Consider the following 20,379-nt stretch of genomic DNA (forward strand, 5'->3'; position numbering starts at 1 on the left):
TTCGCCAGATGCAACGCTGACGGTTTTGCTGTAACGCCAGCGGCAGTTAAAGCCACCATTTCAGCAAAATATCAGCAAATCTTCAGGGCGCGGTATCCGCTTCTAATTTCAGCAGATAAATCATGGCCTCAGCGCGACTGGTGCGACACATTTCGGCGCTGGGTTGCAGGCCCGCGCACACCGCCGGGCGTAACGGTGAACCAAATATTTTACAGCGTTGCTGGGCATCAAGCTGAATGCAGGGGGTATTGGCCGGTTTGCCATTGGGCATGCCAGGAATCGGAGATGAGATGGAGGGAGCTGTGCAACAGGCACCGCACTGGTCACGACACAACATTACAGGTACCTGCACCGGGATTTCGCGGCGACAATAGCAGGCTACCTGTGGGAACGCCACTTCATTTCCCGTAGCGGCGCGATTTATCGCGCTCTTTTGACCTTTGGGTATAAATAACCGCGCGATAAATCGCGCCGCTACACAATATGCCCGAATTCCCTACAAGATGGGAAAATTTGCGCCAGTCCGCTTGCCTGTTTTTACCGGCGCGGGTAACGTGGCGCGATCAATTCTCTCTTAGCGAGTAACACACGATGCCAAAGGCAAACGAAGTTAAAAAAGGGATGGCTGTCACCTGGAATGGCAAACTGCTGCTGGTGAAAGACATCGATATTCAAAGCCCCAGCGCGCGTGGCGCGTCAACCCTGTACAAGATGCGTTTTACCGACGTGCGTACCGGCATGAAAGTGGAAGAACGCTTCAAAGGCGACGATATTCTGGAAGCGATCACCCTGACCCGTCGCTTTGTCTCCTTCTCTTATATAGATGGTGACGAATACGTGTTTATGGATGATGAAGATTACACGCCATACACCTTCAAAAAAGAACAGATTGAAGAAGAACTGCTGTTTATTCCTGAAGGCGGTATGCCTGGCATGCAGGTACTGACGATGGATGGTCAGTTGCTGGCACTGGAACTGCCACAAACCGTTGACCTGGAAATTGTTGACACATCACCGGGCATCAAAGGCGCCTCTGCCAGCGCGCGCACCAAACCCGCCGGAATGAGCACCGGTCTGGTTATCCAGGTTCCGGAATATCTCAGTAATGGCGAACGCATTCGCATTCACATCGCTGAACGTCGTTATATGGGACGTGCTGATTAAGCACACCCTGACTGTCCGGCGCGTCACAAATGTTATAGTATAACAATCTGTTGGCTGCGCCGGGGAGTGATCTCCTGCGCACGTTGTTCTCGATGATTGAGGCAGAATTGTGACGCATGTAAATCTGATTACCGGATTTCTCGGCAGCGGCAAAACCACCGCCCTGCTGCATCTACTCGCCAATAAGCCGGCCGGTGAAAATTGGGCAGTGCTGGTGAATGAGTTTGGCGAAATTGGCATTGATGGCGCGCTGCTCGCCGATCGCGGAGCCACGCTCAAGGAGATCCCTGGCGGTTGTATGTGCTGCGTCAACGGCCTGCCATTGCAGGTTGGCCTGAATATGCTGCTGAAGCAAACCAAACCTGACCGCCTGCTGATTGAACCTACCGGGTTGGGCCATCCGCGACAATTACTTGATATGCTACGCGCTGCCGTCTATCAACCCTGGTTACAGGTTGATGCTACGCTGACGCTGCTCGATCCGCGGCATCTGGCTGACGAACGCATTGTGCAGAATGAAAACTTCCGCGATCAACTCAGTGCCGCCGATATCGTGGTTGCAACCAAAAGTGACCGTTGGCATGCAGAGGATCGGCAACGACTTGCTGCCTGGAAACAGCAAAACCTTGGCGATCGTCAGTGGGTAGAAGCGGCCTGGGGCCAGATCGATCCCGCGCTACTCAGGCAACAGGGTTTGGCGGATCGTGCGGTTCCCCAGGCACAACATCACCACCCAGAATCTCACCCGCAAGGGCTGGCGGCGCTGAAACTTGATGGTCAGGCGCGCTGGCGACGCGCGCTAAATGATGGTCAGGGTTATGCTTCCTGCGGCTGGATTTTCGATGCTGACACGGTGTTCGATACCCTCCCGGCCCTTGAATGGGCGCGGCTTGCGCCAGTGGACAGGGTGAAAGGCGTGCTGCGTACGCCTGACGGATTGGTCACCATTAATCGTCAGGGTGAGGACCTGTTTATTGAAACGCGTCCCACCACACCACCTGATAGTCGCATTGAATTAATCCACCATCAGCCCGTCGACTGGAACATTTTGCAGTCCGGCTTGTTGAAGATTCGTTTAAAATAACTGCGGTAGGTTTCCCCGTTATTTTTCTTTTTTTGAGTTGAACTATGCGCGCTTCTCGTCTTCTCACCATCCTGCTGTTGAATGTGCTGGGTGTGGTGATTTTCTTTTCCTGGTATTTGCCGCCCGACCACGGCTTCTGGTTTGGGCTTGATAAAGCCATCTTCTTTGGCTTCAACGATCAGATGGTGGTACACCACGGCTTTGCGATTTTGGTGGCGATCACCAACTTTCGCGGTTTTGACCTGGTGTCACTGCTGGCAATGGGGCTGCTCTATCTGTGGTTCTGGCGTCGCGAAACACCGCAGGGCCGTCGCCGGATGTTGGCAATCGGCGTCACCATGCTACTGACTGCGGTGGTGCTGAACCAACTGGGTCACCTGCTGCCCGTGCAACACGTCAGCCCGACGTTGTTCTTTGAAAACGTCCATCGTGTCAGCGAACTGACTGGCATTCCCGCTAAAGATGCATCCAGCGATAGCTTCCCTGGCGACCACGGTATGATGCTGATTATCTTTGCCTGCTTTATGTGGCGCTATTTCGGCTTCCGCGCTTTCCTGGTGGGTTTGGTGATCGTATTCGTGTTTGGTTTGCCGCGTGTAATGGCCGGTGCGCATTGGTTCACTGATATCGCTGTCGGTTCACTGTCCGTCGTACTGGTGGGCCTGAGCTGGTGGTTATTAACGCCGGCCAGTGACAAATTAGTTAACTGGTTGTATCGAAGCTTGCCGGGTAAATATAAGCCGCAAGCGTAATTGTTTAGCGCGAGTGATCAAACAACAAAATAGTGATCGCTCGCGCTTAATGAAACCCCAAATAGATTATTAGCTCGCTAAGTAGTTATCAGTAAAAAGAAAAGATTATGGTGTGATCTGTTGTTGACCAGGCTTTTTCTTAAGCTGTCCAGTCAGAACCCTCTTAAAATCGGCCTTAACGCCAGAATTAGCCCCTGATCCTGCCGCTATTTCCCTGTTTAATCGCTGCCAGTTGTCGATAAAGTAGCCATTGTGTTACAGATTGATTTCACATCGAAAAAACCTATAAAAATTTATATAAAAGCACTCGCCACGCGGTCTGTAATCGGTTAACCTCAAACGCAATCAGTAGCTGAACAGCATAAAATGTGGTTCCGAAGGCAACAAAAATGTGTGCATTAACACATTTTAGTAATTAAGGAATTGTCTTAGCTGGTCGCTCTTATTAATCTCGACTCGTTTTGTCATCTGGCTGGCGACATTTTGTCGTAAGGATTTCGAAGGAAAACACCCATAATGGTCAAGTCTCAACCAATACTGAGATACCTCAGACGGATTATTCCGGCAGTAGCATTAGCAACGCTCTTATCAGCATGTAGCAGTACCCATAACGGGCAGAACGCGAATAACGAGAATCATGAAGTTAACAACCAGAATGGTTTTTTACTTCAGGCGTCTCAGGATGAATTCGAACAGATGGTGCGGAATGTGGATATCAAATCCCGCATCATGGACCAATACGATGACTGGAAAGGCGTGCGTTATCGCTTAGGCGGTGATACCAAGCGCGGCATCGATTGTTCCGCTTTTGTTCAGCGCACCTTTCGTGAGCAGTTTGGGTTAGATCTTCCACGTTCAACTTATGAACAGGAAGATACCGGTAAGCAGGTTTCTCGTACAAAACTGCGCCCTGGTGATTTAGTGCTGTTCCGCGCCGGTTCCACCGGTCGCCATGTCGGCATCTATCTGGGTAATGACAATTTTGTACACGCATCCACCAGCAGTGGTGTGATGATCTCCAGTCTCAACGAGAGTTACTGGAAGGCACGTTACCGTGAAGCACGACGTGTTTTAGGGCGTAATCCCAGCTAATCAATCCCCTTTGAAGATCCTCTCAGCCAGAGAATCAGAAGACGCTGCCCCGGCAGCGTTTTTTTTCGCCTGTCGTTTTTTTTCTCCCTCAGAATCGATAAAAAGTAATTGAGAATCAGAAATATAACGAGACTTTTCTCGCGCTCTCGTTATATTCTCGTTCACTTACTTACCCTCACCAAATCGGGTTGCACAGCGGCGAAAGACGCGGCAGCAACCAGACGGAAGACGGGAAGACACCAGATAGCAGTAGTGCGCGGTTAACATAATAAAATGGCAAGACAAGGGGAATTCACTCCATGCCACTGTCGGGGACGTTGAAACGTCATGCAACCTATTCGCGCCGAATCGCCTGGAGCAGCGTGATCGTCGGCGCCGTGTTCTTTCTGTTGTTTGTCACTGTCCTGTTAACGATGACCTGGCAAAAAAGAGTTCAGCAGCATACGTTGCTGTTGTCTCATAGTCGGGACGATTTACAACAGGTGATGACAACTCTGGTCAATACCCTTTATCCACTTCAGCAATACACCCAACTGGAGTGCAACAGCGTTGGTCGCGAGCTTACCTCACGCGCCGCCTTCGCCGGTAATATTCGTGCCATCCTGTTGGTGCGTCATGGTAACGCCTATTGTTCATCCGCCACCGGGGCCTTCCTGTTGCCGGTGGGGGATATCTCCCCGGAATCGGAACTGGAGCGCGACAGCGATCTGCGCTTAATGGAAGGCACGCCGCTGCAACCCAAAAAACCGGCGCTGGTATTGTGGATGAAAAATCCCGGCAACGAAGAAACCGGCATTCTCACTACCATGAACCTCAGCCTTACGCCTTATCAGCTACTGGCCTCTTACCATCCAGAAATCACCGGCATGGCGCTGATAGTCGGTGATCGGGCTATATTAAGCGGCAGTAACCAAGTGGTGCACGTAAGCGATTTACCCCCGTCTCTGGCAAGTATTACGTTTAATCAGGGCACCATGCAGTTTGTCCTGTTTGGCTCCACCCTCGCCGCACCGGATTATCACCTGATTGTTCTCAGCGGCATGTTATTTTCACTGCTGGTGGGCGGTGCCTGCTGGTTGCTGTTGATGATTCATCAACACCCCAGCAAAGAGATTATGCAGGGCATCAAACGAGGTCAGTTTCACGTTGAGTATCAGCCGCTGGTCACCGCACAAGACGGCAAACCCTATGGTGTGGAAGCCCTGCTACGCTGGACTCATCCCAGCGAAGGCATGATCCCGCCCGATGCATTTATCAGCTACGCCGAAGCCCAAAACCTGATTATCCCCCTCACCCGCCATCTGTTTAAATTGGTCGCGCGTGATGCTCATGAGATGTGTCATCAATTACCGCGTGGCACCCGGATGGGTCTCAACCTGTCACCGTTGCACCTCGCTTCCGACAGTTTCCGACGTGATGTGCAGGACTGGATTGCCGACATGCCGCCCAACCACTTCAACTATGTGTTTGAGATTACTGAACGCACTATGGTGAAGGAGAAAAACGCAGGTGAAATCTTTGCCTGGCTGCATGATAACGACATCAAGATTGCGATTGATGATTTTGGCACCGGACACAGCGCCCTGATTTACCTCGAAAAATATCCCTTCGACTATCTGAAGATTGACCGTGGTTTTGTACAGAGCATCGGTACCGAAACCGTCACGTCACCGGTGTTGGATGCAGTGCTCCTGCTGGCAAGAAAACTCAATCTGAAAACCGTGGCGGAAGGGGTGGAAACCGGTGACCAGGCAGCCTGGCTGGTTAATCGGGGGGTGACGCATTTGCAGGGTTATCTGTTTAGCCGCCCGCTGAAACCGGAGAATCTGGTGAATTATTATCAGCAGCAACTGGCTGCTGCGGGTTAACGTCACGCGAACGTCATGAAACTGCTACCATAAGGTGCGGATAACGAAAGGAGAGCGTCCCTCTTATGCTGCTTCGTTTAATCACAGCGTTATTGATTGGCTGTGTCATGTCGTCAGTACATGCGGAAACCATCAACGAAAGCTATGCCTTCGCCAAGCTGGGCGATCCAAAATATGAGGTGAACTTCACCCATTATGATTACGCCAACCCGGCAGCGCCGAAAGGTGGCAAGCTGACGCTGGCGGTGATCGGCACCTTTGACAACTTCAACCGTTACGCTTCGCGCGGCAATCCCGGCGCTGCGACCGATACGCTGTACGACGGTCTGTTCACCACCTCCGATGATGAGCCAGCCAGTTACTATCCCCTGATTGCTGAATCCGCTCGCTATCCCAGTGATTTCCACTGGATGGAAGTGTCCATTAACCCACACGCGCAATTCCAGGATGGCACGCCGATTACCGCGCAGGATGTCGCCTTCACCTTTCAGAAATTTATGACCGAAGGTGTACCACAGTTCCGCGTGGCGTTTCGCGGCGTTGAAGTCAAAGCGCTGAACCGCCTTACGGTGCGGATTGATCTACCCAAGCCGGATAAAGACTTAGCCCTCAGTTGGCTGACGCTGCCGGTGTTGCCGCAAAAATTCTGGCAGGATAAAAAATTCAACGAACCCATTGGTTATCCCCCCCTTGCCAGCGGCCCTTATCACGTCACATCGTATAAATCCGGGCAGTTTATTCAGTACAGCCGGGTGAAAAATTACTGGGCCGCCAATCTTCCGGTGAATCGCGGTCGTTTTAATTTCGACACTATCCGTTACGACTACTATCTCGACGATAATGTGGCGTTTGAGGCCTTTAAAGCCGGTGCCTTCGACCTACGTCTTGAAGGTTCCGCCAAGAAATGGGCAACGCAATATCGTGGCCGCAATTTTGACAACCACGCCATCGTCAAACAGGTCACGCCGAATGATGTCTCCACCAATACCAGTTGGCTGGCATTCAATAATGAAAAGCCATTGTTTCAGGATTTACGGGTACGTCAGGCGATAAGCCTTGCCTTTGATTTTGAATGGATGAATAAGGCGTTGTTCTACGGTGCGTATAAACGCTCCAGCAGCTACTTCCAGAACACCGCGTATGCGGCAAAAGGTTACCCCGACGCCGCACAACTGATTTTGCTGGCACCTTACAAAAGCGAGCTGCCGCCGGAAGTGTTTACCAATGAGTATGCGCCCCCCCGCTCCGATGGTAGCGGTTTCGATCGTGACAATTTGCTGAAAGCCATGAACCTGCTGAAAGAAGCCGGTTGGGAGATTAAAAACCAGCAGTTGGTCAATTCGAAAACCGGTCAGCCATTCCGCTTTGAGCTACTGCTGAACAGCGGTTCAAACAATGACTGGACCCTACCGTTCCAGCACAGTCTGGCGCGGCTGGGCATTCAGGTCTCCCTGCGTCAGGTAGACAGCTCGCAATATCTGCGTCGCCTGCGCCACGGTGATTACGATATGACGCCATCGACCTATTACGCGATGCCGTGGCCATCGACCGATCTGCAAACCATCTGGCAGTCTGAATATATCGAATCAACCTGGAACACCGCGCGGGTGAAAGATCCGGTTGTTGATCACTTCGTGCAACAGATAGTCGCGGATCAGGGCAATGAGAAAGCGCTGCTGCCGCTCGGTCAGGCGCTGGATCGCATCCTGCTGTGGCGCGCCTATATGATCCCGATGTGGTACAACGCCGAACAACGGCTGGCATACTGGAATAAATTCTCGCACCCCGAAATCAAGCCCGCCTTCGCCACCGGGCTGGAAAACTGGTGGTACGATGTGAACAAAGCCGCGCGTTTGCCGGCCGATCGACGCTGAGGAGTGCGGTTTGGGTGCTTATTTCCTGCGCAGATTACTGCTGATCATCCCCACCTTGTGGGCCATTATCACGCTCAACTTTTTTATCGTCCAAATCGCACCGGGTGGGCCTGTGGATCAGGCGCTGGCGAATATTCAGTTTGGTCACAATAGTGGGATACCCGGCGCGCCAGCTGGCGACAGTGGCGGAGCGCGTGGTGCGCTAAGCCGTGATAATCCCGGCGATAGTCAATATCGCGGCGCACGCGGCCTTGATCCTGAAGTGATTGCCGAGATCAAAAAGCGCTACGGTTTCGATAAGCCGATGTGGCAACGCTATGTGGAGATGCTGTGGAATTACGTGCGCTTTGATTTTGGCGACAGCCTGTTCCGCAGTTCATCGGTGCTCCAGTTAATCAAAGAAAGTTTGCCGGTTTCCATCAGCCTTGGGTTATGGAGCACGTTGATCATTTATCTGGTGTCCATTCCGCTCGGTATCAAGAAAGCGGTGCGTAACGGCAGCGCTTTTGATATCTGGAGCAGCAGCTTTATCATTATTGGTTACTCGATTCCGGCGTTTCTGTTCGGCGTGATTTTAATTGTGTTATTTGCCGGGGGCAGCTATCTCGACTGGTTCCCACTGCGTGGCCTGACGTCACCCCAATTCGACAGCCTGCCGTGGTACGGCAAAATTACCGATTACCTGTGGCATATTACGCTGCCGGTGCTGGCGACGGTGATTGGCGGTTTTGCCACCCTGACCATGCTGACCAAAAACTCTTTTCTCGATGAAATCCGCAAACAATATGTAGTGACCGCACGCGCTAAGGGCCTTGATGAAAAACGCATCCTGTATGGTCATGTGTTCCGCAACGCCATGCTGTTGGTCATTGCCGGTTTTCCCGCCACGTTCATCAGCATGTTCTTCACCAGTTCGGTGCTGATTGAGGTGATGTTCTCCCTTAATGGCCTTGGCCTGTTGGGCTACGATGCCACCATCCAACGTGATTATCCGGTGATGTTTGGCACGTTGTATATTTTCACGCTGATTGGCCTGCTGATGAATATTCTCAGTGATTTGACCTACACCCTGGTCGATCCACGCATTGATTTTGAGGGTCGCTGATGCGCTTGTCCCCATTAAACCAGCAGCGCTGGCAGCGTTTTCGCCACAATCGACGGGGTTACTGGTCGCTGTGGATTTTCCTGATTATTTTCCTGCTGTCGCTGGGTGCCGAGTTACTGGCTAACGATAAACCGTTGCTGGTGCATTATCAGCAGCGCTGGTATGTTCCGCTGCTGTTTAACTACAGCGAAAGCGATTATGGCGGGGATTTTTCGACCCCGGCGGATTATCAGGACCCGTGGCTGAAACAACGCCTTGCTCAACAAGGCTGGGCCATTTGGGCACCGATTCGTTTCAGTGACAGCACCATCAACTTTGCAACCAATGTCCCCTTCCCTTCTCCTCCATCGACGCAGAACTGGCTCGGCACCGATGCTAACGGCGGCGATGTGTTGGCCCGCCTGTTGTATGGCACGCGGATTTCGTTGCTGTTTGGTTTGCTGCTGACGCTATTCTCCAGCGTGATTGGCATCGTGGTCGGCGCGGTGCAGGGGTATTTCGGCGGACGCGTCGATTTAGTCGGGCAGCGCCTGATTGAAGTGTGGTCCGGCATGCCATCGTTGTTTTTATTAATCTTACTTTCCAGCGTCATTCAGCCGGGTTTCTGGTGGCTGTTGCTGGTGACGGTGGTGTTTGGCTGGATGAGTCTGGTCAGCGTGGTCCGGGCAGAATTTCTTCGCACCCGCAACTTTGACTATATCCGTGCAGCACGCGCACTGGGCGTCAGTGACAGCCGCATTATGTTGCGCCATATGCTACCTAACGCGATGGTCGCCACCTTAACCTTTTTGCCCTTTATTCTGTGCGGGTCGATCACCACGCTGACCTCACTCGATTTCCTTGGCTTTGGTCTGCCGGTGGGTTCACCGTCGCTGGGCGAGTTGCTGTTGCAGGGTAAGAATAATTTGCAGGCGCCGTGGCTCGGGTTATCGGGCTTTTTTGCGTTGGCCATTTTGCTGTCGCTGCTGATTTTTATTGGTGAAGCGGTACGCGATGCCTTTGATCCAAGCCGGGGGAGCTAAATGAGCAACTTACTGACCGTCAATCACCTCGCCGTTGCGTTTCAACAACGCACCGTGGTGGAGGATATTTCGCTGCGCATTGATGCGGGTGAAACCCTGGCGCTGGTCGGCGAATCCGGTTCTGGGAAAAGTGTCACCGCGCTGTCGATTATGCGCTTGCTGCCGCAGCCGCCGGTCAGCTATCCACAAGGCGAGATTCTGTTTAATGGGCAGAACCTGTTGCAGGCCAACGAACGCACGCTGCGTGGCTTGCGCGGCAACCAGATGGCGATGATTTTCCAGGAGCCAATGGTATCGCTCAATCCGCTGCACAGCGTAGAAAAGCAGTTGTATGAGGTGTTGTCGCTGCATCGGGGGATGCGGCGTGAAGCGGCACGGGCGGAGATCCTTAGCTGCCTTGATCGTGTTGGTATCCGCCAGGCCGCCACGCGTTTGCAGGATTTCCCCCATCAACTCTCCGGCGGTGAACGCCAGCGCGTCATGATTGCGATGGCGCTGCTGACTCAGCCAAAATTGTTGATTGCCGATGAGCCAACCACCGCACTGGATGTCACGGTACAGGCGCAGATCCTGCAACTGCTGCGCGAGCTGCAACGCGAGTTGAATATGGGGATGCTGTTTATCACCCACAACCTCAACATTGTGCGTCAGCTGGCACATAGCGTCACCGTGATGCGTAATGGCCGGGAAGTCGAGCATAACCGCTGCGCTGCGCTGTTCAGCCAGCCACAGCACGCCTATACCCGAGAATTGCTGGCAGCGGAGCCAGATGGCAGGCCCGCCCCTCTCAGCGACACCCTCCCGCTGTTGCAGGTAAAGAATCTGCATGTTGGCTTTCCGGTGCGCCGTGGCCTGCTAAAGCGTACCGTGGCGGAGAAAACGGCGGTGCAGGATCTGAGTTTTACCTTGCGGCGCGGCGAAAGTCTTGGTCTGGTGGGTGAGTCCGGCTCCGGCAAAAGCACCACCGGGCTGGCACTGCTGCGCCTGATTGCGGCGCGTGGGGAAATCTGGTTCGATAATCAACCGTTGCATCAGTTGTCAGCGAAGCAGTTGTTACCGTTGCGGGAAAAAATTCAGGTGGTGTTTCAGGATCCTAACTCGTCACTTAACCCACGGATGACGGTGCAGCAGATTATCGCTGAAGGCCTGGCAGTACATCGCCCCTCTCTCAGCACCGCCGAGCAGGAAGCCAAAGTGATAGCGGTAATGGAGGAAGTCGGACTGGATGCGGCAAGCCGTACACGCTATCCGGCTGAATTTTCCGGCGGCCAGCGTCAGCGCATTGCTATCGCGCGGGCGTTAATTCTTGAGCCACAACTGATGGTGTTGGATGAGCCGACCTCATCGCTCGATCGCTCGGTGCAAAAACAGATACTTAGCCTGCTACGTCGTTTACAGCAACAACATCAGCTGGCTTATCTGTTTATCAGCCACGATTTGCAGGTGGTGCGCGCCCTGTGCCATCAGCTGATTGTGCTGCGCCAGGGAGAGGTGGTGGAGCAAGGTGAATGTGATGCGTTATTTGATGCGCCACAGCAGGAGTATACGCGGCAGCTGTTGGCATCCGCGCAGGGTGAAAGCCTGATTTAATGACCGTCAAAGGTTTCCGCGATGGCGACACCCTGATTCTTCAGGCAGCAATTCGTGGCGCTTTCGTCGCCACGCTGGATCAGCAGGCAGGGCTGCCCTTCACATTGGGCGATCTTGCACTCAACCTGAATCTGCGCCAGCGTATCCTGCAACTGACGCAGAATCTCCATTGCCGGATGGCCGTCGTGGCTAAGCAGGCGTAACGCCACCAGATCCTGGTCATTTTCAGCATCGGCAGATTCCTGGCGCTCAATCTCACCAGCATGATCAAGCGACCAGCGGTAATGTTGAGGCAGACGATGCACAACGGAAAGTTGCAGCATAGATACGTAATCCCCAGAGACGTTAACGTTATTCACAACGAACGGCGCACACGCAGTGAATCCTTTTTCCTGGTTAACTCAGAATACGGACGTCAAGGTTAGCCTTCTCGTTTTAAACACAAAGCATGTAGCAGAGTTATTATTTGCGAGTTTGCTCGCATTTATCGCTATATGTACCCTGTTCGGCGGCAGTTAACAATCATTTTAGACGCAATAACGTTACTTTTTTACTTATTAATTTTCACAATATGGAAACATTACAAACAGAAAAGGTATTACATAAACCGTAGCGGCGTGATTTATCGCGCAAATTGCAGAACAGCGCGATAAATCGCGCTGCTACGAGTTGGGGGATGTTAACAGGTCAGACACTGGCGTGGCGGGGGCGTGAAGCGTAACTGAACAACGCAATTGAAACGGTGGCGCACAGCGCGATAGTCGCCACCATCGGCCAGGCGCTACTGACATTGATCATTGATAACAATGCCCCAACCAGCGCACCGACACCGAAACGTAAGGTGCCCGCCAACGAGGATGCCGTGCCAGCCATATGTGGAAACTCATCCAGCACCACCGCCATCGCGTTGGAAGATACCGTTGAGACGCAGCCGATAAACATCGCCACCCCCAGTACCAGCGGCAGAAAACCGAGGTTAAGTGCGCTCACCACCAGCAGCCAAATCCCCATGCAGAACTGGATTACCAGACCAATGCGGAACATCGCCAGTGGCCCAAAGCGGCGCACGGCACGGCTGTTGATCAACGTCATCACAAACAGGAACACCACGTTGAGGCCAAAGTAGTAACCAAAATTCTGCGGCGAGACGTGGTTCACCTCGATGTAAACAAAGGGACCGGCATTGAGGAAAGCAAACAATCCGGCAAAGGAGAATCCGCTCGCCAGCATATAGCTGAAGGCACGTTTATGGCGGAACAATGCGACAAAATTCCCCAGCGTGGTACGCAGGTGAAAACGCTGGCGCTGCTCCGGTTTTAGCGTCTCGCGGATTTGCGTGACTACCAGCACCGTGGTGACAATAGCGGCAATCGACAGTGTCCAGAAGATGGCGTGCCAGCTCCATAACAGCAACAACCAGCCGCCGATAATCGGTGCCATCAAGGGGGCAATGGTGGTGATCAGCATCACGAAAGACATCATGCGCGAGAAATCCTCTTTCGAGTAGCTGTCACGCATCAGGGCGTTTATCACCACACTGGCCGCCGCAGCTGACAGTCCGTGCAGAAAACGCATGAAGATCAGTTGATCAATAGTTTGCGACAACGCACATGCCGCCGCCGCACAGGCAAAAATCAAGGTGCCAAGGGCAATCACCGGTTTACGGCCATAGCTGTCGGCCAGTGGACCATACACCAACTGACCAATCGCAAAGCCGAAGATATACAGGTTTAACGTCATCTGTACGCTGCCAGACGAAACCGCAAACTGGCGGGCAATTTGCGGCATAGCGGGCAGATACATGTCGATGGAGAGCGGCATCAGCATCGCCAGCAATCCGAGAATAACCACTAACCCGACCGGTGAATTCTTTTCCTTTGGCACCACATGCTCCCGCTATTTTTGCTGTTTTAATTCGTCAGGTAAGCCAATGCTGGCAACTTCTTCTTCAGTCAATTCCCGGTATTCGCCTTCCGCAAGCTCCGCATCAAGCACGATTTCACCAATGCGTTCACGGTGCAGCGTCACCACATGGTTACCTACCGCGGCAAACATGCGTTTTACCTGGTGATAACGCCCTTCGCTGATGGTCAGCAATGCTTCCTGCGGGCCAACAATTTCCAGCGTAGCCGGTTTAGTCAGATCTTTTTCATTGTGCAGTTGCACGCCGGTGGCAAACTTTTCTACCAGAGCCGGATCTATCGGCAACTCCACGCCAACACGATAGGTTTTTTCGCAGTGATGACGCGGTGAAGTAATACGATGCGACCACTGGCCGTCATCCGTCAGCAGCACCAGACCGGTGGTATCGATATCCAGACGCCCTGCCGCATGCAGCTTCCCAACCATTGGCTCTTCAATAAAGAACAGAATGGTCGGGTGATCCGGATCATCGGTGGAACAAACATAACCCTGTGGCTTGTTTAACATGAAATAACGCGGGCCGTGCTGCTGCACCAGTGGATTGCCGTCGTATTCGACTTCGTCATCCGGCAACACTTTATAGGCGGTGTCGCGTACCACTTCGCCATTGATGGTGATTTTTTTCGCGCGGATTTCACGCGCGGCAATGGCACGGCTGATTTCCAGTTGCTGAGATATGAATTTGTCGAGTCGCATGAATTCGCTTTGCCTGTTTACTGCGGAGGGAAACTGAAACGGTGTTTTTATCCGTTGAAAATGTGAGGGCAGTATAGCCTGAACCTTCGGCGGCTAACAGAGCTGATCCTGCGTTTCACGCCCTTTCATGGCATAATGCGCGCCCGTTTCAGAAAAAAGTTTTTTCCGATGTCCTTCACCCTGCGCCCCTATCAACAAGAGGCGGTTAATGCGACCATCGCGCACTTCCGCCAGCATGCTACGCCCGCCGTCATTGTGCTGCCTACCGGTGCGGGCAAAAGCCTGGTCATCGCCGAGCTGGCCCGACTGGCGCGTGGACGGGTGCTGGTGCTGGCACATGTCAAAGAACTGGTGGAGCAGAACCACAGCAAATATCAGGCATACGGCCTGGAAGCTGACATCTTCGCCGCCGGTCTGCAACGCAAACAAAGTGAACGCAAAGTGGTGTTTGGCAGCGTACAGTCGGTGGCGCGCAACCTTGACCGCTTCGATAGCGCCTTTTCACTGGTGATCGTCGATGAATGTCACCGCATCAGTGACCAGAGTGAAAGCCAGTATCAGCAACTCTTCAGCCATCTGCGCCAACATAATCCACAACTCCGTCTGCTGGGGTTGACGGCCACGCCTTTCCGCCTCGGTAAAGGTTGGATCTATCAGTTTCATTATCATGGCATGGTGCGCGGCGATAACCATGCCTTGTTTCGCGACTGCATCTACGAATTACCGTTGCGTTATATGATCAAGCACGGTTTTCTGGTGCCACCTGAGCGGCTGGATATGCCAGTGGTGCAATATGATTTCAGTCGCCTGATTCCGCAAAACAATGGCCTGTTCAGCGAAGCCGATCTGAATCGCGAGCTGAAACAACAACAACGCGTCACGCCGCATATCATTCAGCAGATCGTGGAATTTGCCGAGGATCGACGCGGGGTGATGATTTTTGCCGCCACCGTCGAACATGCGCGGGAAGTGCTGACGTTATTGCCAGAGGATAGCGCGCTGGTTTCGGCAGAAACCGCCGTGAAAGAGCGCGATCGGCTGATTAACGCCTTTAAAGCACAGCAACTGAAATATCTGGTCAATGTTGCGGTGCTGACCACCGGATTTGATGCCCCCCATGTCGATCTGATCGCCATTCTGCGTCCGACCGAATCAGTCAGCCTGTATCAACAGATTGTCGGACGTGGCCTGCGGCTTGCCCCCGGCAAAACCGATTGCCTGATCCTCGATTACGCAGGCAACCCGCATGATCTTTTTACGCCAGAAGTCGGTGCGCCTAAAGGTGCCAGTGACAACCAACCCGTGCAGGTGTTTTGTCCGGCCTGCGGCTTCGCCAACACCTTCTGGGGCAAAGCCACCGCCGATGGCCATGTGATTGAGCATTTTGGTCGCCGCTGCCAGGGAGTACTGGAAGATGACGACGGCGCACGCGAACAATGTGATTACCGTTTCCGCTTTAAAAGCTGCCCGGATTGTGGTGCGGAAAACGATATAGCTGCGCGCCGCTGTCACCAGTGTGACAAGGTGCTGGTCGATCCCGACGATATGTTGAAAGCGGCGCTGAAGCTGAAAGATGCCCGGGTATTACGCTGTGGCGGTATGACGCTGACGCAAGGACGAGACGAGAAAGGCGAATGGTTAAAGGCCACCTACTACGATGAAGATGGGCTGGATGTAAGTGAGCGCTTCCGTCTGCATACGCCCGCACAGCGCAAAGCCTTTGAGCAACTGTTTATGCGCCCGCATCAGCGCGCGCCTGGCGTACCGCTGGGATGGCAGACCGCCGCTGATGTGGTGGCGTTGCAGCCGTTATTGCGCCACCCTGATTTTGTCGTCGCGCGCGCGAAAGGCCATTTCTGGCAGGTTCGCGAAAAGGTGTTTGATTATCAGGGGCGTTATCGCCGCGCCAATGAGCTGCGATAAGCCACGGAATCATTTGCCCGGCGCCGGGATAGCGGCTATAATGCCGCCCGCTTTTGCATCCGCAAGAGCGTTTGAATAATCGTCCTGTTGCTGGGTCGCCTGTAGCAGGAATCAACGAAGAGACATTAAGATGTTCACTATCAACGCAGAAGCACGTAAAGAGCAGGGTAAGGGTGCGAGCCGCCGCCTGCGCCACGCTAACAAGTTCCCGGCCATCGTTTATGGCGGAACTGAAGCACCGGTTTCTATCGAACTGGATCACGATGCAATCATGAACATGCAGGCTAAAGAAGGTTTTTACTCTGAAGTTCTGACCATCGTTGTTGACGGTAAAGAAACCAAGGTTAAAGTTCAGGCTGTACAGCGTCACCCGTTCAAGCCGAAACTGCACCACATCGACTTCGTTCGCGCTTAATCGCCTGACGAGTTGAAGAAAAAACGCCGCATTTGCGGCGTTTTTTTATGGGCGAAAATCAGTTGCCGCCAGTGCGACGTTGTAACTGATCGCGCAGATTCGGCGGTGTCCCTTTAATCGTCAGCGTATCGGTCGCCGGATCCCAGAAAATACGTTCGCCCAGCAGCATGGCATCGAAATTCAGGGTTAAGCCACCGCCGCTGCCAGCAAACTTAGTCAGCTGACGCAACGTGCTACGGTCGGCCGGAAAATGCTCTTCCAGTTCGTAGCCCTGTTCCTGGGTAAATGCCTGGAACGTCTTCTCGCCCAGTGGCGGCAGTTCGCTGGATAGATCTTCCAGCGCAATCTCCTCACCGGCCTGGAGCTGATCGTTGCAGTAGCTGTAGACCTGCTGACGATAATTCTGGCGTTCGTTTTTATCCAGATTCGATTCCGCGCAATAATCATCAACCGCCTGCAACAAGCCACGGTTCTGCGCTTTGGTATCGAGGCCCACGCTGGCACCGAGAAAATCCATAAAGAAGTCAGCGACTTTACGCCCTACCCGCCCGCGTAAAAACGTCAAATAACGGGTGGACTCCGGGTTGGTTTCCCATTCGGTGAGATCAATACGCGCCACAATATCCGCATGATTGATATCAAGATAATGGGTGCTGCTGATGTCCAGTTGTTCGTTAACACGCATGCTGGACTGGCTGTTAAGCACCGCCACCAGCAAATATTCCACCGCCAGATAACGATAATGGATAAACAGAACGATACCGCCTTCAGCAAACGTATATTTGCTCAGTTCATCGCGCAGACGACCGGTCGCCGCCCGACTGAAGGCCAGAAAGTCATCTTCTCCTTTGCGGCAGTTACGCAGCGCAGCGGCCAGTTCGCTCTCTTCATCGAATAACCCATAGGCTTTGTTTTTCGCGCTATAAACCCGGTGTAACTCTTCTGCCATCTCTTCCACCGCTTTGGTGGCAGGCAGCAGGGTATCGCGCAGCACCAGCTCCAGCTGGTTTTCATCACGTTTGACTAACTGATGCAGGGCGATCTGGTCGATATCCAGACTCATGATAGACTCTCCTTTAAGCTCAGGCGCGTATTCAAACACCGCCCGCCGCGGCTTTCAACTCCATGCACAACACGAACATTTCGCTTTCGATAAAATTGCGGAAAAAATCGCGTTGTTACGGTAATATACCGCCTTTTGATACTTGATTAGTCGACGATATGCCACAATCATCCCGTTACAGTGACGAACGCGTGGAGAAACTCCTCGCGCAACTGGCGCAGGTTCTTGAAAAAGACAAAGCGCCAACCGACCTTTCCCTGATGGTGCTGGGAAATATGGTAACCAATTTGATCAACACCAGTGTCTCTCCGGCGCAGCGCCGTAGCCTGGCGCGATCTTTTGCCGATGCATTGCAGGCGTCGGTTCGCGATGACAACGCCCATTAATTTGCAGATTTGACCTTATAATATGGTAACCAACCGGCAGCGCTACCGTGAAAAAGTCTCCCAGATGATCAGCTGGGGGCATTGGTTTGCCCTGTTTAATATTATCTTCGCGTTAATTTTAGGCAGCCGCTACCTGTTGGTTTCCGACTGGCCCGCGTCGCTGGCTGGTCGTATCTATGCCTACAGCAGCTGGATTGGCCACTTTAGCTTCCTGGTGTTTGCTGGCTATCTGCTGATAATTTTCCCCCTCACCTTCGTGGTGATGTCGCAACGGCTGCTGAGATTTCTGTCAGCCATTATCGCGACGGCGGGCCTGACGCTGATTATGGTCGACAGCGCAGTGTTCAATCGCTTCCATCTCCACCTCAATCCGGTGGTGTGGGAACTGGTGATTAACCCCGACCAGAGTGAGATGGCGCGTGACTGGCAGCTGATGTTTATCGGTGTGCCGATCATATTCCTGGTGGAGATGCTGTTCGCCACCTGGAGCTGGCAGAAACTGCGCAGCCTCAATCGACGCTCATTCGGCAAGCCGCTGGCGGCGTTGTTTATCTCAGCCTTCTTCGCCAGCCATCTGCTGTATATCTGGGCCGATGCCAATTTCTATCGCCCCATCACCATGCAGCGCGCGAACCTGCCACTTTCTTATCCGATGACCGCAAGACGTTTCCTTGAACGCCACGGCCTGTTGGATGCACAGGAATATCAGCGTCGTCTGGTGCAACAAGGTGATCCCGAAGCCCTCTCGGTTCAATATCCGCTGAGCGACATTACTTTCCGCGATGGCGGTACACGACATAACTTGCTGGTGTTGACGGTGAACGGCCTTAACAACGCTACGGTAGAGAAAGCCCTACCGTCGCTTAATCAGTTTGCCAGCGACAATGTGCGTTTCACGCAGCACTTCAGCGCGGGCAACCAGGCTGAAAAAGGCCTGTTTGGCCTGTTCTACGGCATCTCATCCAGCTATATGGATGGCGTGTTGGCGGCGCGTATGCCTTCCGCGTTACTCAGCGCCCTGAATAGCCAGGGTTATCAGTTCGGCCTGTTCTCGTCCGATGGCTTTAATCAGCCGTTGTATCGCCAGGCATTGCTGGCCGATTACTCGCTGCCAACGATGGAGAGTCAGACCAATAGCGCTACGGTTACCCAATGGCAAAACTGGCTGAATGGGCAGAAAGACAATAATGCCCCGTGGTTCTCCTGGATCGCGTTGAACGGCATTACCGTGAATGGCGACAGCGTTAAAGCGCGCCAGCGCAGCTATCTGCGTCAGGCCGCTGGCGTTGACAGTCAAATCGCCGCTGTGCTGCAAACTTTGCAGGAGCGCGATTTGTTGAAAAATACCGTTGTGGTGATTACCGCCCAGCATGCGATTGCGCTGGATGGTGATGATGACAATCCAGGTAACCGTGCGACGCTTCAGGTACCGCTGGTGGTGCACTGGCCTAATACGCCTGCACAAACTATCGATCGCCTGACCGATCAGCAGGATGTGATGGCAACATTGATGCAGCGTCTGTTGCATGTGCGTACCAATCCGGTGAACTACTCTCAGGGTGAAGATCTTTTTGCCGCGCAGCGCAGCCACAATTGGGTGGCCAGCAGTGAAGATGGCAGACTGGTAGTCACTACCCCTGAAACAACCCTGGTGCTGAACAACAACGGCAGCTATTACGCTTATGATGCGCAGGGAAAAGTCCTCAGGGACCATAAACCTGAACTGGCATTGCTGTTGCAAGTGCTGACGGAACAGAAGCGTTTCATCGCAAACTGATTAATTATGAGGCAGTTAAATCCCGTGCATCTTGCAATCGCGCGCGGAAACGTTACTATATGCCTCCACGTTCGGCACGTAGCGCAGCCTGGTAGCGCACTGTCATGGGGTGTCAGGGGTCGGAGGTTCAAATCCTCTCGTGCCGACCAAAATTCCCAATAAAAAAGCAGCCTTTATGGCTGCTTTTTTATTTTCTGCATGCTGCAATCACAGCAGACGGTTGCCATCCTTATCAATCACTTTTTCGCCATCTTCTTTGCTGAACTCCCCCTGCTGTGGGTCAGGAAGAATATCAAGCACCACTTCTGAGGGGCGACATAACCGCGTCCCTAACGGTGTCACCACTATCGGACGGTTAATCAGGATGGGATAAGACAGCATGGCATCAAGCAATTGATCATCGCTAAAGTGCTCATCAGCCAAACCGAGTTGCTGATAAGGCTCGACATTCTTGCGTAATAAGGCCCGCACACTGATCCCCATCGCATGGATCAGTTCCTTTAACTCTTCACGTTGCGGCGGTGTCTCCAGATAGTGGATGACAACAGGTTCAACTCCACTGTTGCGAATTAATGCCAACGTGTTACGTGAAGTCCCGCAAGCAGGATTATGATAGATGGTGATGTCAGTCATGTTCATTCTCAA

Annotated in this window: 19 protein-coding genes and 1 tRNA gene; 14 read left to right on the plus strand and 6 right to left on the minus strand. The window is 53.0% G+C overall.

The window, feature by feature from the left end:
* Nucleotides 1–82 precede the first annotated feature (82 nt).
* Complete coding sequence (locus tag AC6I8R_RS13985) at nucleotides 83–337, minus strand: YkgJ family cysteine cluster protein (protein ID WP_415174055.1); 255 nt, start codon at nucleotides 335–337, stop codon at nucleotides 83–85.
* Nucleotides 338–591: 254 nt separating this feature from the next.
* Here AC6I8R_RS13985 and yeiP point away from each other — a divergent pair, with 254 nt between their 5' ends.
* From yeiP to yejF, 9 genes are all read left to right on the plus strand, one after another.
* Complete coding sequence (gene yeiP / locus AC6I8R_RS13990) at nucleotides 592–1,164, plus strand: elongation factor P-like protein YeiP (RefSeq protein WP_021185013.1); 573 nt, start codon at nucleotides 592–594, stop codon at nucleotides 1,162–1,164.
* 109 nt (nucleotides 1,165–1,273) lie between these two features.
* Complete coding sequence (locus AC6I8R_RS13995; RefSeq protein ID WP_415174198.1) at nucleotides 1,274–2,248, plus strand: CobW family GTP-binding protein; 975 nt, start codon at nucleotides 1,274–1,276, stop codon at nucleotides 2,246–2,248.
* 44 nt (nucleotides 2,249–2,292) lie between these two features.
* Entirely contained in the window at nucleotides 2,293–3,000 is a 708-nt protein-coding gene (locus AC6I8R_RS14000) for a phosphatase PAP2 family protein (RefSeq protein ID WP_208723954.1), read from the plus strand.
* Between the two features lie 516 nt (nucleotides 3,001–3,516).
* The gene (gene mepS, locus AC6I8R_RS14005; RefSeq protein WP_013509814.1) at nucleotides 3,517–4,092 is read left to right on the plus strand and encodes a bifunctional murein DD-endopeptidase/murein LD-carboxypeptidase; all 576 of its coding nucleotides are present in this window, start codon (nucleotides 3,517–3,519) and stop codon (nucleotides 4,090–4,092) included.
* Nucleotides 4,093–4,391: 299 nt separating this feature from the next.
* On the plus strand, nucleotides 4,392–5,960 hold the full coding sequence (gene pdeN / locus AC6I8R_RS14010; protein ID WP_497832486.1) for a cyclic di-3',5'-guanosine monophosphate phosphodiesterase PdeN: 1,569 nt from the start codon (nucleotides 4,392–4,394) through the stop codon (nucleotides 5,958–5,960).
* A gap of 65 nt (nucleotides 5,961–6,025) precedes the next feature.
* Complete coding sequence (locus tag AC6I8R_RS14015) at nucleotides 6,026–7,834, plus strand: extracellular solute-binding protein (RefSeq protein WP_415174196.1); 1,809 nt, start codon at nucleotides 6,026–6,028, stop codon at nucleotides 7,832–7,834.
* A 10-nt stretch (nucleotides 7,835–7,844) separates the two neighbouring features.
* Nucleotides 7,845–8,939: a microcin C ABC transporter permease YejB gene (locus AC6I8R_RS14020; protein WP_415174195.1), complete on the plus strand. Its 1,095-nt coding sequence runs from the start codon at nucleotides 7,845–7,847 to the stop codon at nucleotides 8,937–8,939.
* Nucleotides 8,939–9,961: an ABC transporter permease gene (locus tag AC6I8R_RS14025; protein ID WP_021185019.1), complete on the plus strand. Its 1,023-nt coding sequence runs from the start codon at nucleotides 8,939–8,941 to the stop codon at nucleotides 9,959–9,961. The genes AC6I8R_RS14020 and AC6I8R_RS14025 overlap by 1 nt, the downstream gene beginning before the upstream one ends.
* A complete protein-coding gene (gene yejF / locus AC6I8R_RS14030; protein WP_497832487.1) occupies nucleotides 9,962–11,551 on the plus strand; it encodes a microcin C ABC transporter ATP-binding protein YejF in 1,590 nt (529 codons plus the stop codon).
* On the opposite strand, the gene AC6I8R_RS14035 is transcribed toward yejF, so the two are convergent.
* The 3 genes from AC6I8R_RS14035 to rsuA form a co-directional block, all read right to left on the minus strand.
* On the minus strand, nucleotides 11,548–11,874 hold the full coding sequence (locus tag AC6I8R_RS14035; RefSeq protein ID WP_021185021.1) for a YejG family protein: 327 nt from the start codon (nucleotides 11,872–11,874) through the stop codon (nucleotides 11,548–11,550). The genes yejF and AC6I8R_RS14035 overlap by 4 nt on opposite strands.
* A gap of 364 nt (nucleotides 11,875–12,238) precedes the next feature.
* Complete coding sequence (locus AC6I8R_RS14040; protein ID WP_415174192.1) at nucleotides 12,239–13,435, minus strand: Bcr/CflA family multidrug efflux MFS transporter; 1,197 nt, start codon at nucleotides 13,433–13,435, stop codon at nucleotides 12,239–12,241.
* A gap of 12 nt (nucleotides 13,436–13,447) precedes the next feature.
* Complete coding sequence (rsuA, locus tag AC6I8R_RS14045) at nucleotides 13,448–14,170, minus strand: 16S rRNA pseudouridine(516) synthase RsuA (protein WP_021185023.1); 723 nt, start codon at nucleotides 14,168–14,170, stop codon at nucleotides 13,448–13,450.
* A 168-nt stretch (nucleotides 14,171–14,338) separates the two neighbouring features.
* On the opposite strand from rsuA, the gene radD reads away from it, so the two are divergent.
* Both radD and rplY read left to right on the plus strand, forming a co-directional pair.
* Entirely contained in the window at nucleotides 14,339–16,093 is a 1,755-nt protein-coding gene (gene radD, locus AC6I8R_RS14050; protein WP_036626842.1) for a DNA repair helicase RadD, read from the plus strand.
* A gap of 130 nt (nucleotides 16,094–16,223) precedes the next feature.
* Nucleotides 16,224–16,508: a 50S ribosomal protein L25 gene (rplY, locus tag AC6I8R_RS14055; protein WP_208723947.1), complete on the plus strand. Its 285-nt coding sequence runs from the start codon at nucleotides 16,224–16,226 to the stop codon at nucleotides 16,506–16,508.
* A 58-nt stretch (nucleotides 16,509–16,566) separates the two neighbouring features.
* On the opposite strand, the gene yejK is transcribed toward rplY, so the two are convergent.
* Nucleotides 16,567–17,571, minus strand: coding sequence for a nucleoid-associated protein YejK (gene yejK, locus AC6I8R_RS14060; protein WP_021185025.1), 1,005 nt, complete (start codon nucleotides 17,569–17,571; stop codon nucleotides 16,567–16,569).
* Nucleotides 17,572–17,729: 158 nt separating this feature from the next.
* Here yejK and AC6I8R_RS14065 point away from each other — a divergent pair, with 158 nt between their 5' ends.
* From AC6I8R_RS14065 to AC6I8R_RS14075, 3 genes are all read left to right on the plus strand, one after another.
* Nucleotides 17,730–17,957, plus strand: coding sequence for a YejL family protein (locus AC6I8R_RS14065; RefSeq protein WP_021185026.1), 228 nt, complete (start codon nucleotides 17,730–17,732; stop codon nucleotides 17,955–17,957).
* 22 nt (nucleotides 17,958–17,979) lie between these two features.
* Nucleotides 17,980–19,734 (plus strand): LPS biosynthesis-modulating metalloenzyme YejM, encoded by a 1,755-nt coding sequence (gene yejM / locus AC6I8R_RS14070; protein WP_415174190.1) that lies wholly within the window; start codon nucleotides 17,980–17,982, stop codon nucleotides 19,732–19,734.
* Nucleotides 19,735–19,806: 72 nt separating this feature from the next.
* A tRNA-Pro gene (locus AC6I8R_RS14075) sits at nucleotides 19,807–19,883 on the plus strand.
* 58 nt (nucleotides 19,884–19,941) lie between these two features.
* On the opposite strand, the gene arsC is transcribed toward AC6I8R_RS14075, so the two are convergent.
* The gene (arsC, locus tag AC6I8R_RS14080; RefSeq protein ID WP_497832763.1) at nucleotides 19,942–20,367 is read right to left on the minus strand and encodes a glutaredoxin-dependent arsenate reductase; all 426 of its coding nucleotides are present in this window, start codon (nucleotides 20,365–20,367) and stop codon (nucleotides 19,942–19,944) included.
* Between the last annotated feature and the right edge of the window lie 12 nt (nucleotides 20,368–20,379).

It is taken from the genome of Pantoea sp. X-Soil-OKNW-713, assembly GCF_059730685.1.

Excerpts from the sequence above, each read along its gene's own strand:
- yeiP (WP_021185013.1), top strand. The coding sequence starts at position 592 with ATGCCAAAGGCAAACGAAGTTAAAAAAGGGATGGCTGTCACCTGGAAT.
- AC6I8R_RS14025 (WP_021185019.1), top strand. The coding sequence starts at position 8,939 with ATGCGCTTGTCCCCATTAAACCAGCAGCGCTGGCAGCGTTTTCGCCAC.
- AC6I8R_RS14015 (WP_415174196.1), top strand. The coding sequence starts at position 6,026 with ATGCTGCTTCGTTTAATCACAGCGTTATTGATTGGCTGTGTCATGTCG.
- radD (WP_036626842.1), top strand. The coding sequence starts at position 14,339 with ATGTCCTTCACCCTGCGCCCCTATCAACAAGAGGCGGTTAATGCGACC.
- yejK (WP_021185025.1), bottom strand. The coding sequence starts at position 17,571 with ATGAGTCTGGATATCGACCAGATCGCCCTGCATCAGTTAGTCAAACGT.
- AC6I8R_RS14065 (WP_021185026.1), top strand. The coding sequence starts at position 17,730 with ATGCCACAATCATCCCGTTACAGTGACGAACGCGTGGAGAAACTCCTC.
- arsC (WP_497832763.1), bottom strand. The coding sequence starts at position 20,367 with ATGACTGACATCACCATCTATCATAATCCTGCTTGCGGGACTTCACGT.
- AC6I8R_RS13985 (WP_415174055.1), bottom strand. The coding sequence starts at position 337 with ATGTTGTGTCGTGACCAGTGCGGTGCCTGTTGCACAGCTCCCTCCATC.
- yejM (WP_415174190.1), top strand. The coding sequence starts at position 17,980 with ATGGTAACCAACCGGCAGCGCTACCGTGAAAAAGTCTCCCAGATGATC.
- yejF (WP_497832487.1), top strand. The coding sequence starts at position 9,962 with ATGAGCAACTTACTGACCGTCAATCACCTCGCCGTTGCGTTTCAACAA.
- pdeN (WP_497832486.1), top strand. The coding sequence starts at position 4,392 with ATGCCACTGTCGGGGACGTTGAAACGTCATGCAACCTATTCGCGCCGA.
- AC6I8R_RS14000 (WP_208723954.1), top strand. The coding sequence starts at position 2,293 with ATGCGCGCTTCTCGTCTTCTCACCATCCTGCTGTTGAATGTGCTGGGT.
- mepS (WP_013509814.1), top strand. The coding sequence starts at position 3,517 with ATGGTCAAGTCTCAACCAATACTGAGATACCTCAGACGGATTATTCCG.
- AC6I8R_RS14035 (WP_021185021.1), bottom strand. The coding sequence starts at position 11,874 with ATGCTGCAACTTTCCGTTGTGCATCGTCTGCCTCAACATTACCGCTGG.
- rsuA (WP_021185023.1), bottom strand. The coding sequence starts at position 14,170 with ATGCGACTCGACAAATTCATATCTCAGCAACTGGAAATCAGCCGTGCC.
- rplY (WP_208723947.1), top strand. The coding sequence starts at position 16,224 with ATGTTCACTATCAACGCAGAAGCACGTAAAGAGCAGGGTAAGGGTGCG.